Annotated in this window: 1 protein-coding gene (cut by a window edge); it reads left to right on the forward strand. The window is 75.5% G+C overall.

The genetic code is table 11. The features are described from left to right. Positions 1–14605: the 5' portion of a type I polyketide synthase gene (locus ACIQK6_RS33745; protein ID WP_402696429.1), read on the forward strand. The gene runs 13985 nt beyond the window's last position; the window shows 14605 of its 28590 coding nt (coding positions 1–14605); the start codon lies at positions 1–3; its stop codon lies beyond the right edge, outside the window.

The raw sequence follows: 14605 nt of genomic DNA on the forward strand, positions 1-14605 counted from the left end.
ATGGGCAACGAGCAGAAACTCCGGGACTACCTCAAGCGGGCCAGCGCAGACCTGCAGCGCTCGCGGCAGCGGGTGAACGAGCTGGAGGCGGCCGCCACCGAGCCGATCGCCATCGTCGGCATGAGCTGCCGCTACCCCGGTGGGGTCGCTTCCCCCGAAGACCTGTGGGCCATGCTCGTGGAGGAACGGGACGGCATCACCGGCCTGCCCGCCGACCGCGGCTGGGAACTCGACCCCACGGACGGGCCAATCGACATCCGCGGCGGATTCCTCCAGGGTGCCGCCGACTTCGATCCCGCCTTCTTCGGCATCTCGCCCCGCGAGGCCCTGTCCATGGACCCGCAGCAGCGGGTGCTGTTGGAGGCGTCCTGGGAGGCCTTCGAGCGGGCCGGCATCGACCCGCTCGCACTGCGCTCCACCCGCACGGGCATGTTCGTCGGCGCGATGCCGCAGGAGTACCGCACCGGACCCGACGACGACGTGCAGGGCTTCGTCCTGACCGGCAACGCGACCAGCATCATCTCCGGCCGCCTGGCCTACGTCCTCGGCACGGTCGGCCCCGCGGTGACCGTGGACACCGCCTGCTCCTCCTCGCTCGTCGCCCTGCACCTGGCCGCCCAGTCCCTGCGCTCCGGGGAATCCGAACTCGCGCTCGCCGCGGGCGTCACCGTCATGTCCAGCCCCACCACCTTCGTGGAGTTCGCCCGGCAGGGCGGGCTTGCCGCGGACGGCCTCTGCCGCTCCTTCGCCGACTCCGCGAACGGCACCGGCTGGGCCGAGGGCGTCGGCGTGCTCGTCCTGGAGCGGCTCGCGGACGCCCGCCGCAACGGCCACCGCGTGCTGGCCGTCGTACGCGGCACCGCCGTCAACCAGGACGGCGCGAGCAACGGCCTGACGGCTCCCAACGGGCCCTCCCAGCAGCGTGTCATCGAGCAGGCGCTGCGGGGCGCCCGGCTCTCCCCCGACCAGGTGGACGTGGTCGAGGCCCACGGTACGGGCACCACCCTCGGCGACCCGGTCGAGGCGCAGGCGCTGCTCGCCACGTACGGCCGAGGCCGTCCCGAGGACCGGCCGCTGCTGCTCGGCTCCGTGAAGTCCAACATCAGCCACACCCAGGCCGCCGCCGGTGTGGCCGGCGTCATCAAGACCGTGCTCGCCCTGCGGCACGAACTGCTGCCCAGGACCCTGCACGTGGACGAGCCGTCCACCCACGTGGACTGGTCGGCGGGTGCCGTACGCCTGCTCACCGAGCCCACCCCGTGGCCGCGCCGCGAGGAACCGCGCCGAGCCGGTGTCTCCTCCTTCGGCCTCAGCGGCACGAACGCGCACGTCATCATCGAGCAGGCCCCGGAAGACGAGACCGCGGAGCCCGAGCCCCAGGCCCCCGCCTCCGTGGCGCCGGGCTCGCTGCCGTGGCTGGTGTCCGGCCGCACCCCGCAGGCCCTGCGCGGCCAGGCGGCGCGGCTGCTGGAGTTCCTGGCCGCCGAACCGCAGCACCGCGACACCGACCTCGCGTACTCCCTCGCCACCACCCGGGCCGGACTGGAGCACCGCGCCGTGGTCACCGCAGCCGACCGGGCCGGGGCGAAGGCCGCGCTCACCGCCCTCGCGGAAGGCGAAGACGGCCCAACAGCACGGGGCGCCGTCCAGGGGCGCACCAAGGTCGCCTTCCTCTTCGCCGGGCAGGGCTCCCAGCGGGCCGGGATGGGGCGTGAGCTGTACGCCCGATTCCCGGTGTTCGCCGCCGCTCTGGACGAGGCCCTGGAGCATGTGGACCACGGGTACGAAGTCCCGCTGCGCGAGGTGCTGTTCGCGGCCGAGGGAAGCCGTGAGGCGGCCCTGCTCGATGCCACCGGCTACGCGCAGCCCGCCCTGTTCGCGATCGAGGTCGCCCTCTTCCGCCTCGTCGAATCCCTCGGGATCACACCTGACTTCCTCGCCGGACACTCGGTCGGCGAGATCGCCGCAGCGCACGTCGCCGGGGTGTTCACGCTCGCCGACGCGTCCACGCTGGTCTCCGCCCGGGGCCGCCTGATGCAGGCCCTGCCTCAGGGCGGCGCCATGATCGCCGTTCAGGCCACCGAGGAGGAGGTCCTCGCCCACCTCACCGACGGAGTCTCCGTTGCCGCCGTCAACGGACCGCACGCCGTGGTCGTGGCCGGAGCCGCCGACGAAACCGCCGCCGTCGCGAGGCACTTCGCCGGGCTCGGCCGCAGGACGAGGCCGCTGCGGGTCTCGCACGCCTTCCACTCGCCCCTGATGGAGCCGATGCTGGAGGAGTTCCGCGCCGTCGTCGGCGGACTCACCCCGCAGGCCCCGCTCATTCCGGTGATCTCCACCCTCACCGGTGTCCCCGGCACCGCCGCGCAGCTCGCCTCGCCCGACTACTGGGCCGACCACGCCCGCCACACCGTCCGTTTCGCCGACGCGCTCGACTGGCTGACCGGCCACGGCGCCGGCGCCTTCCTCGAACTCGGCCCCGACGGCGTACTGTCCGCCCTCGCCCAGGCCCGCCCCGAGGCCGACACCTTCACCGAAGTGGTGGCGAGCCCGCTGCTGCGCCCGGGCCGCCCGGAGGCCGACACCCTCACCGAAGCCGTCGGCGCCCTGCACGTGCGCGGTATACGCGTCCAGTGGGACGGCTGGTTCGCCGGCACCGGTGCCCGCCCCGTGGACCTGCCCACCTACGCCTTCGAACACCGCTCCTTCTGGCCCCGCACGGCGCTCGGCCGGCACGCCGGGGACGTGCGCGGCGCCGGCCTGGGCGCCGCCCGCCACCCGCTGCTGGCCGCCGCCGTGTCCCTCGCCAACTCCGACGGACTGCTGCTCACCGGCCGGCTCTCCGTCCGGTCCCACCCCTGGCTGGCCCAGCACGCCGTACGAGGCGCCGTCCTGCTGCCCGGCACCGGATTCCTGGAGCTGGCCGTCCGGGCCGGCGACGAGGTGGGCTGCGACCGCGTCGAGGAACTCACCCTCGCCGCGCCGCTGGTCCTGCCCGAAGAGGGCGGCGTACAGGTACAGGTGTGGGTCGGCAGCCCCGACGAGACCGGCCGCCGGACCCTGACCGTCCACTCCCGGCCCGACACCGGCCAGGACGGGGCGGCCGCCGACGAACAGCCGTGGACGCAGCACGCCCAGGGCGTACTGGCCGCCACGGACCAGCACGCCCCGGCCGGGGACGCGTTCGCCGCCGGGGCATGGCCCCCGGCCGGCGCCCGCCCGCTGGACCTCGACGGGTTCTACGGGCGGATGGCCGAGACAGGCTTCGCGTACGGGCCGCTGTTCCAGGGGGTACGGGCCGCCTGGCGCGTCGGCGACGACGTGTACGCCGAAGTGGCGCTGCCCGAGACCGGGACCGCCGCCGACGCGTTCGGCATCCACCCCGCCCTGCTCGACGCCGCCCTGCACCCCTGCGCCTTCCTCGACCTCGGCGAACACGGCCGCGGGGGACTGCCCTTCGCCTGGCAGGACGTCACCCTGCACGCCACCGGCGCCACCGCCGTCCGGGTCAAGCTCTCCTTCGCCGGCGACGACGCGGTCTCACTGGCCGTCGCCGACACCGAGGGCCGGCCGGTCGCCACCATCGGCTCGCTCGTCCTGCGCGCCCTGCCCGACGCCGACCCGAACCCCGCCACCGCGCTGGTCCGCGAGGCCCTGTTCGAACTGCGCTGGACCCGGCTGCGGGGCACCACCGCGCAGCCGGCCCCGGCCTCCGTCGCCGTACTCGGCACGGACCCCTTCGGTCTCGGCACCCCGCTCGTACGGACCGCGGGAGCCGCGTTGCCCGCCGTGGTCCTCACCTGCGCCGTCGCCGTACCCACCGAGGACCCGGCCGCCGCCGCCCACGCCCTGACCGCGCGCGTCCTGCGGCTGGTCCAGGACTGGCTCGCCGACGACACCACCGCCGAGACCCGGCTGACCTTCGTCACCTGCGGCGCGGTCGCCGCGGCCGACGACGAGGGCGTCACCGACCTGGCGGCCGCCGCCGTCTGGGGCCTCGTACGCTCCGCGCAGGCCGAGCACCCCGGCCGGTTCGGCCTGCTCGACCTCGACCCCGACGCGCCCGCGGCCGTCCCCCCGCAGGCCCTCGCCAGTGACGAGCCGCAGCTGGCCGTCCGGGACGGCTCCGTGCTGGTCGCCCGGCTCGCCCGGGCCCGCCGGGAGCCGGCCGAGGTGGTGCTCGACCCCGAGGGCACCGTCCTCGTCACCGGCGGCCTCGGCGGCCTCGGCCGGGCCCTGGCCCGCCACCTGGTCACCGAGCGCGGCGTACGCCACCTGCTGCTGGCCGGCCGGCGCGGGCCCGCCACCGAAGACGCCGCCGAGTTCGCCGACGAGCTGTGCACGCTCGGCGCGCAGGTCGCCATCGAGGCCTGCGACCTCACCGACAGGGCCGCCGTCACCCGGCTGCTCGCCACCGTCCCCGCAGCGCACCCGCTCACCGCCGTGGTGCACACGGCCGGCGTCCTCGACGACGGCGTCCTCACCTCCCTCACCCCCGAGCGGATCAGCGCCGTCCTGCGCCCCAAGGCCGACGCCGTCTGGCACCTGCACCAGATCACCGCGGAACTCTGCCCCGACCTGGCCGCCTTCGTGGTGTTCTCCTCTCTTTCCGGCACCGCGGGCGCCCCCGGCCAGGGCAACTACGCCGCCGCGAACGCCTTCGTCGACGCCCTCGCGCAGCTGCGGCGAGCCGCCGGACTGCCCGCCCGCTCGCTCGGCTGGGGCCCGTGGGCTCCCACCGCCGGCATGACGGGCGGGATGACCGGAGCCGACCTGGAGCGGCTGGCCCGCAGCGGCACCCCCGCCCTGAGCGAGCGAGACGGACTCGCCCTGTTCGACGCGGCCCTCGCCGTGGACGCGCCCGTCCTGCTGCCCGCCCGCCTCGACCTGCCGGTCCTGCGCGCGCTGGGCGACGTACCGCCGCTGCTGCGCGGACTGGTCCGCGGCCCCGCCCGACGCTCCGTCGTCGCCGGCTCCGAGGCCGCCGCCGGACTCGTCCAGCGGCTCGCCCGCCTCGACGGGACGGACCGCGCGGCGGCCGTCGTCGACCTCGTCCGCGCCCAGGTCGCCGCTGTTCTGCGGCACGGCGGACCCGAGGACGTGGACCCCGTACGCCGGTTCCAGGACCTCGGCTTCGACTCGCTCACCGCAGTCGAGCTCCGCAACCGGCTGCGCACCACCACCGGACTGCGCACCTCCGCCACCGTGATCTTCGACTACCCGACGGTCACCGCGCTCGCCGGCCACCTCCTCGACGAACTCATGGGGGACCAGGGCGCCGCCGCCGTGGCCGCCGCCCCGCGCACCGCCGCCTCGGACGACCCGATCGTCATCGTCGGCATGAGCTGTCGCTACCCGGGCGGGGTCGCCTCGCCCGACGACCTGTGGCAGCTGGTCCGCGAGGGCACCGACGCCATCTCCGGCCTGCCCACCGACCGCGGCTGGGACCTCGACGGGCTCTACCACCCGGACCCGGACCACCCCGGCACCGCCTACACCCGCTTCGGCGGATTCCTGCACGAGGCCGCCGAGTTCGACCCCGCCTTCTTCGGCATGAGCCCGCGCGAGGCGCTGGCCACCGACGCCCAGCAGCGGCTGCTGCTGGAGGCCTCCTGGGAGGCGATCGAGCGCGCGGGCATCGACCCGCTCTCGCTGCGCGGCTCGCAGACGGGCGTGTTCGCGGGTGTCATGTACAACGACTACGCCGCCACCCTCGCCGACAGCCGCTTCGAAGGCCACCAGGGCAGCGGCACCTCGCCGTCCATCGCCTCCGGCCGGGTGTCCTACACCCTCGGCCTCGAAGGCCCGGCCGTCACCGTCGACACCGCCTGCTCCTCCTCGCTCGTCGCCATGCACTGGGCCATGCAGGCCCTGCGCGCCGGCGAGTGCTCGCTCGCCCTCGCGGGCGGCGTCACCGTCATGTCCACCCCGACCTCCCTCATCGAGTTCTCCCGCCAGCGCGGCCTGTCCCCGGACGGCCGCTGCAAGGCGTACTCCGACGGAGCCGACGGCGTCGGCTGGGCGGAGGGCGTCGGCATCCTCGTCCTGGAACGGCTCTCGGACGCCCGCCGCAACGGACACCCGGTCCTCGCCGTGGTCCGCGGCTCCGCCGTCAACCAGGACGGTGCGAGCAACGGCCTGACCGCCCCCAACGGCCCCTCCCAGCAGCGCGTCATCCGCCAGGCCCTGGCCGGCGCCGGCCTGACCACCGCCGACGTCGACGTCGTCGAGGGACACGGCACCGGCACCACCCTCGGCGACCCCATCGAGGCGCAGGCGCTGCTCGCGACCTACGGCCAGGACCGCGACGCCGAGCGGCCGCTGCTGCTCGGCTCCGTCAAGTCCAACATCGGCCACACCCAGGCCGCCGCCGGTGTCGCCGGCGTCATCAAGATGGTCATGGCCCTGCGCCACGGCCTCGTCCCGCGCAGCCTGTACGCCACCGAGCCCTCCCGGCACGTCGAGTGGCAGGACGGAGCCGTCGAGCTGCTGGCCCAGGAGACGGACTGGCCCGAGACCGGCCGGCCGCGCCGCGCCGGCGTCTCCTCGTTCGGCATCAGCGGCACCAACGCCCACGTCATCATCGAGCAGGCGCCCGTCCTTCCCGCGCCCGCCGCGCGCGAGGAGCCCCAGGTCACGGCCTGGCCGCTCGCCGGCCGGACCCGGGCCGCGCTGCGCGACCAGGCGGTCCGGCTGCGCGCGTACGCCGAAGCCCACCCCGAGCTCGGCCCGGCCGACATCGGACTCTCCCTCGCCACCACCCGGTCCGCCTTCGAACAGCGCGCCGTCGTCGTCGGCGGGCGCGTCGAACTGCTGCGCGCCCTGCGCGCGCTGGCCCGCGGCGAGGCCGACCCGGCGCTGTGGGAAGGCGAGACGGGCGCCGCCGGGCTCGGCTTCCTCTTCGCCGGGCAGGGCTCCCAGCGGGCCGGGATGGGGCGTGAGCTGTACGCCCGGTTCCCGGTGTTCGCCGCCGCCCTGGACGAGGCCCTGGACCACTTGGACCACGGGTACGAAGTCCCGCTGCGCGAGGTGCTGTTCGCGGCCGAGGGAAGCCGTGAGGCGGCCCTGCTCGACCGCACCGGCTACGCCCAGCCCGCCCTGTTCGCCGTGGAGGTCGCCCTCTTCCGGCTGATCACCTCCCTCGGCGTGCGTCCCGGCCCGCTGCTCGGCCACTCCGTCGGCGAGATCGCCGCCGCGCACTGCGCCGGGGTGTTCACCCTCGCCGACGCGTGCACGCTGGTCGCCGCCCGGGCCCGCCTCATGCAAGAGCTGCCCGAGGGCGGCGCCATGGTCTCCCTCCAGGCCACCGAGGACGAGGTCCTCGCCCGGCTCACCGACGGGATCTCCGTCGCCGCCGTCAACGGCCCCCGCGCCGTCGTCATCGCCGGCGAGGAGGCCGAAGTCCTCGCGCTGGTGGACACGTTCGCCGCCGAGGGGCGCAAGACCAAGCGGCTGCGGGTCAGCCACGCCTTCCACTCCGCCCGCATGGAGCCCATGCTCGACGCGTTCCGGGACATCGCCGAGCAGCTGACGTACACCACGCCGGTGCTCGACGTGGTGTCCAACCTGACCGGTGAGATGGCCACCGCCGAGGAGCTGTGCACCCCCGGCTACTGGGTGGAGCACGTCCGCCGCGCCGTCCGCTTCGCCGACGCAGTGGCCGCCGCCCGCGCCGCCGGAGCCACCACATTCCTCGAACTCGGCCCGGACGGAGTGCTGTCCGCCCTCGCCCAGGACGTCCTCGGGGACGACACCGAATCCGTCCCGCTGCTGCGCACCGGCCGCGCCGAGGAGCAGGCCGTCACCGCCGCCCTCGCCCGGCTCCACGTCCGCGGGATCGGCGTGGACTGGGCGTCGTACCACGCCCGGACCGGCGCGCGCCGTGTCGAACTGCCCACGTACGCCTTCCAGCACGAGCGCTACTGGCCCGAGCGGACCGCCGCCGCGGCGGCCGTCGCAGCCGCGGACCCCGCCGACACCGCCCTGTGGGGCGCCGTCGAGCGCGGTGACGCCGACGGCGTGGCCGGCATCCTCGGCCTGCGCGACGAACAGCACGCCGGCCTCGCCGCGCTGCTGCCCGCCCTGTCGACCTACCGGCGCCACCACGCCGAGCAGACCCTGCTGGACTCCGCCCGCTACCGGATCCGGTGGCAGCAGGTCCGCGCGGGCGCCGCCCCCGTCCTGGACGGCACCTGGCTCGTCCTGACCACCGACGGGATCGAGGACGCCGAGCTGCTGGACGCCCTGCGTGGACACGGCGCCCGGTTCACCCGCCTCGTCCTGGACGACGCCTGCACCGGCCGCGCCGAACTCGCCGCCCGGCTCACCGGGGCGGGGGAGCACCACGGCCTGCTGTCCCTGCTGCCGCTCGCCGACGGCACCGACCTCCAGGGCACCGGTCTGCCCGCCGGCCTCGCGCTCGGTGTGCTCCTCGCCCAGGCCCTGCACGACACCGGCAGCACCGCCCCGCTGTGGACGGTCACCCGTGGCGCCGTCTCCACCGGCGCCGCCGACCCGGTCACCCGGCCCGTCCAGGCAGCCGCCTGGGGCCTGGGCCGGGTCGCCGCCCTGGAACGCCCGCAGGCCTTCCACGGCCTGGTCGACCTGCCCGAGACCCTCACCGCGCCCACCGTGCAGCGCCTCGTCAGCGCGCTGGCCACCACCCCGGGCGAGGCCGCCGAGGACCAGCTCGCCCTGCGCGGCAGCGCCGCGTACGGCCGGCGCCTGGTGCGCCGCCCCGCCGCCGACCTCCCCAAGGACGGGGCCTTCACCGCCACCGGTACCGTGCTCGTCACCGGCGGCACCGGCGCACTGGGCGCCGAGGTCGCCCGCCGGCTCGCCCGGCACGGCGCCGCCCACCTGATCCTCACCAGCCGGCGCGGACCCGACGCCCCGGGCGCCGCCGAACTGGCCGAGGAGATAAGGCAGCTGGGCGCCGAGGTCACCCTCGCCGCCTGCGACGTCGCCGACCGCGACGCGCTCGCCGCCCTGCTGGCCTCCGTACCCGCCGAGCACCCGCTGACCGGTGTGGTCCACGCGGCCGGCCTCGGCCAGGCCTCGCCGCTCGCCGCCACCCCGCTCGCCGACGTGAGCGCCTACGCCACGGCCAAGATGCTCGGCGCTGCCCACCTCGATGCCTTGCTGGAAGGCCAGGACCTCGACTTCTTCGTCCTGTTCTCCTCCGTCGCCGGCATCTGGGGCAGCGCCGGGCAGAGCGCCTACGCCGCCGCCAACGCCTACCTCGACGCACTCGCCGAGCACCGCCGTGCCCGAGGCCTGACCGCCACCTCCCTCGCCTGGGGCCCCTGGGCCGAGGCCGGCATGGCCATCCACGAAGCCGTCTCCGACAGCCTCGCCCGCCAGGGCGTGCGCTTCCTCGCGCCCGCCACCGCCCTGACCGAACTGAGCCGGGCGATCCTCCAGCAGGACACGGCCGTCACCGTCGCCGACGTCGACTGGACCACGTACGTCCCCGTCTTCACCGCCGCCCGGCCCAGCCGGCTCTTCGACGAACTGCCCGAGGTGCGCGCACTCGCCGCGGCGCCGAAGTCCGAGGCCGCCGCCTCCGAGTTCGTACGCAAGGTCCGCGCTCTGCCGGCAGCCGAGCGGGACCGGACGCTGGCGGACCTGGTACGCCGCGAGGCCGCCACCGTCCTCGGACACGCCTCAGCCGAGTCCGTCGCCCCCACCCGGGCCTTCCGCGACGCCGGCTTCGACTCGCTGACCGCCGTCGAGCTGCGCAAGCGGCTCGCGACCGTGACCGGCCTGGCGCTGCCCAGCACCATGGCCTTCGACCACCCGACACCCGTAGCCCTCGCCGCGTTCCTGCGCGGCGAGATCCTGGGCGCTGCCGAGGCCCAGGCCGCACCACGGGCCGCGCTTGCCGGCCGGTACGACGAACCCGTCGCCATCGTCGGCATGAGCTGCCGCTTCCCGGGCGGGGTCCGCTCCCCGCAACAGTTCTGGCAGCTGATCGCCGACGGCGTGGACGCCGTATCCGAGTTCCCCGTCAACCGTGGCTGGGACGAGAACCTGTACGACGCCGACCCCGACGCGGGCGGCAAGACGTACTCCACCCGAGGCGGCTTCCTCCACGAGGCGGGGGAGTTCGACGCCGGCTTTTTCGGCATCTCCCCCCGCGAGGCCCTCTCCATGGACCCGCAGCAGCGGCTGCTGCTGGAGACCACCTGGGAGGCCTTCGAATCGGCGGGCATCGACCCGGCCGCCGTGCACGGCAGCGCCACCGGCACCTTCATCGGCTCCACCTACCAGGAGTACGGCACCGGCATGGACGACGCGTCCGCCGGTCACGCCGTCACCGGCACCAGCCCCAGCGTGCTCTCCGGCCGCCTCGCCTACCTCTTCGGCCTCGAAGGCCCGGCCGTCACCGTGGACACCGCCTGCTCCTCCTCCCTCGTGGCCCTGCACCTGGCCTGCCAGTCCCTGCGCAACGGGGAGAGCTCGCTCGCGCTGGCGGGCGGCGCGACCGTCATGACCAACCCTGCCCCGTTCATCGCCTTCAGCCGGCAGCGGGCACTGGCCGCGGACGGCCGCTGCAAGCCCTTCTCCGAGGCCGCCGACGGCATGACCCTGGCCGAGGGCGTCGGCGTCCTCGTCCTGGAGCGGCTCTCCGACGCCCAGGCCAACGGGCACGACATCCTGGCCGTGGTCCGCGGCTCCGCCATCAACCAGGACGGCGCGTCCAACGGGCTCACCGCCCCCAACGGGCCCTCCCAGCAGCGCGTCATCCGCCAGGCCCTCAGCAACGCGGGCCTGACCGCCGCCGACATCACCGCCGTCGAGGCCCATGGCACCGGCACCGCCCTCGGCGACCCCATCGAGGCCCAGGCCCTCCAGGCCGTCTACGGCACGGCCCACGACGCCGAGAATCCGCTGCTGCTCGGCTCCGTCAAGTCCAACATCGGCCACACCCAGTCCGCAGCCGGCGTCGCCGGCGTCATCAAGATGGTCATGGCACTGCGCGGCGGCCTGCTCCCGCAGACCCTGCACGCCGACGAGCCGTCCTCGCACATCGACTGGAGCGGCGGCACGGTCGCCCTCCTCCGTACCCCGGCCGCCTGGCCGGCCGGTGAGCGGGCCCGCCGCTGCGCCGTGTCCTCCTTCGGCATCAGCGGCACCAACGCGCACGTGGTCCTGGAGGAGGCTCCGACCGCGCCGGCTGCCGCCGGGCCCGCTGCCGCGGAGCCCGCTGGGCGGGCGTCCGCTCCGGCCGGCGCCGTGATCCCGTGGGTGCTGTCCGCCAGGACGCCCGGCGCCCTGCACGCCCAGGCCGCACAGCTGGCCGAGCACCTCGACCGCCAGGGTGCCGGGCCGGGCACCCATCCGGCCGACATCGGCCACTCCCTCACCACCACGCGCACACTGTTCGAGCACCGGGCCGTGGTGCTGGGCGACCACGCGGAGCCGCTGCGCGCGGAACTCGGGGTCCTGGCCGCCGCAGGCTCCTCGACATCCGTCGTCCACGGCACCGCCGACCTCGACGGCAAGACCGTGTTCGTCTTCCCCGGCCAGGGCGCGCAGTGGGTCGGCATGGCCGCCGAACTCCTCGACGAGTCACCGGCCTTCGCCGAACGGCTGCACGAGTGCGCGGCGGCCCTGTCGGCATACACCGACTGGTCGCTGGTCGATGTCCTGCGCCAGACCGAGGGCGCGCCCTCGCTGGAGCGGGTCGACGTCGTCCAGCCCGCCACCTTCGCCGTCATGGTGTCGCTGGCCCACCTGTGGGCCTCGTACGGCATCACTCCCGACGCGGTCCTCGGCCACTCGCAGGGCGAGATCGCCGCGGCGGCCGTCGCCGGGGCCCTCACCCTGGACGACGCCGCCCGCGTGGTGGCCCTGCGCAGCCAGGCCATCGCCCGCCGGCTGGCGGGCTCCGGCGGCATGGTCTCCGTACCGCTGCCCGCCGCAGAGGTCGAGGACCGCCTCGCCGCGCGTGGCGGGGGCATCTGCGTCGCCGCCGTCAACGGGCCGCGGACCGTGGTCGTCGCCGGCGCCCCCGAGGAGCTGGACGCGCTCATCGAGGAGCTCGCCGCCGAGAACGTCCGGGCCCGCCGCATTCCCGTGGACTACGCCTCCCACTCCGCCCAGGTCGAGCAGTTGCAGGACGAGCTGCTGACCGCCCTGGCACCCGTGCGCCCGCGCACCGCCGAGGTCCCCTTCTTCTCGACCGTGACCGGCGACTGGCTGGACACGGCCGGGCTGGACGCCGCGTACTGGTACCGCAACCTGCGCCGCACCGTGCGCTTCGGCCCGGCCGTGGCCGCACTGCTCGACCAGGGCCACCAGGTTTTCGTCGAGACCAGCCCGCACACCGTGCTGACCATGGCCGTCCAATCCGTGGCCGAGGACACCGGGCACCGGGTCGCCGCCATCGGCACCCTGCGCCGCGACAAGGGCGGCAGCGGCCGCTTCCTGACCTCCCTCGCCGAGGCGTTCGTCCGCGGCGCCCGGGCGGACTGGACCCGCGTCTTCGAGGGCACCGGCGCGCGCCGCGTCGCCCTGCCCACGTACGCCTTCCAGCGCGAGCACCTGTGGGCGCTGGCCGCCAGGCCCCGTACAGGGGGCGAAGGAGACCCGGCGGACGCCGCGTTCTGGACCGCCGTCGAGGAGGCGGACGTCGAGTCGCTGGCCGCCGGCCTGCGGCTGGAGCAGTCCGACCTCGCCCCGCTGCTGCCCGCGCTCGCCGACTGGCGGCGCCGCAGCCGCGACCGCGCGGCCGTGGACGCCTGGCGCTACCGCGCCGCGTGGAAGCCGCTCGGCACACTGCCCCACGCCGTCCGGCTCACCGGAACCTGGCTCGTCGTCGCCGCGGCCGCCTCGCCCGCCGACGGCTACGCCGACATCACCGAGGCGCTGACGGCCGCCGGCGCCGACGTACGGCACCTGGTGCTGGACGGGACCTGCGCCGACCGGGCCGTCCTCGCCGACCGCCTCGCCGCCGCGAGCGCCGATCTGAGCGAAGCCGGCGCGGACCTCACCGGGGTCCTCTCGCTGCTCGCCGCCGACGAGACGCCGAGCCGGGCCCTGCCCGCGCTCGCCACCGGGCTCGCCCTGACCCTCTCCCTCGTCCAGGCCCTCGGCGACACCGGAATCGGCGCACCCCTGTGGTGCGTCACCCGGGGCGCCGTCTCCACCGGCCGCGCCGACCGGCTGACCCGGCCCGTCCAGGCCCAGATCCACGGCCTCGGCTGGACCGCCGCCCTGGAGCACCCCGACCGCTGGGGCGGCGTCATCGACCTGCCCGAGACCCCGCTGGACACCCGTGGCCGCGAACGCCTCGCCGCCGTCCTCACCGGGAAGACCGGCGAGGACCAGCTCGCCCTGCGCACCTCGGGTGCCCTGGCCCGGCGGATCGCCCGTGCCACCGCGGGCAGTGCCGCCGCAGGCAGGGACACCTGGCGTCCGCGCGGCACCACCCTGATCACCGGCGGCACCGGCACCCTCGCCCCGCACCTGGCCCGCTGGCTCGCCGGGCAGGGCGCCGAGCACCTCGTGCTCACCAGCCGGCGCGGCGCCGGCGCGCCCGGCACCGCCGAGCTGCTCGCCGAACTTCACCAGCTGGGCTGCGAGGCGGAGTTCCGCAGCTGCGATCTTACCGACCGCGAGGCCGTCGCCGCCCTCCTGGAGGGCCTGACGGCCGACGGCCGTACGGTACGGGCCGTCGTGCACACCGCCGCCGTCATCGAACTGGCCGCCCTGGAGGAGACCGGCCCCGAGGCGTTCGCCAAAGTCATCGACGCGAAGGTCACCGGAGCCCGTCACCTGGACGAACTCCTCGACGACGACCAGCTCGACGCGTTCGTCCTGTACTCCTCCACCGCCGGCATGTGGGGCAGCGGCCGGCACGCCGCCTACGTCGCCGCGAACGCGTACCTCAACGCGCTCGCCGAGCACCGCCGGGCGCGCGGCGCCCACGCCACCTCGATCTCCTGGGGCATCTGGTCCGACGACCTGAAGCTCGGCCGCGTCGACCCCGGCCAGATCCGGCGCAGCGGCCTGAACTTCATGGACCCGCAGCAGGCCCTCACCGGGCTGCGCCAGGCCCTGGCCGAGGACGCGCACGTGCTCACCGTCGCCGACATCGACTGGGACCGCTACCACCCGGTGTTCACCTCCGGGCGGCCCACCGCCCTGTTCGAGGACATCGCCGAGGTGCGGGAGCTGGAGCGGCGGACTGCCGAACGGCCGTCCGGGGAAAGCGAGTTCATCGTGCGACTGCGGGCGCTGCCCGCCGTCGAACAGGACCGGGCACTGCTGGACCTCGTACGCGCCGAGGCGGCCACCGTCCTCGGGCACGCCTCCCCGGACGTGCTGTCCGAGCAGCGGGCGTTCCGCGACGTCGGCTTCGACTCGCTGACTGCCGTGGACCTGCGCAACCGGCTGTCGGCCGTGACCGGGCTGGCCCTGCCCAGCACCATGGTCTTCGACTACCCCAACCCCCTCTCCCTGGTGGAGTTCCTGCGCACGCAGGTCGCCGGCGCCGAGATCGCGACGGCGGCCCCGGCCGCTGCCGCGTCGCGGCTCGCCGACGACGAGCCGATCGCGATCATCGGCATGAGCTGCCGCTACCCGGGCGCAGTCGCCT

This window comes from Streptomyces sp. NPDC091682, assembly GCF_044756625.1.
Lineage (GTDB): Bacteria > Actinomycetota > Actinomycetes > Streptomycetales > Streptomycetaceae > Streptomyces.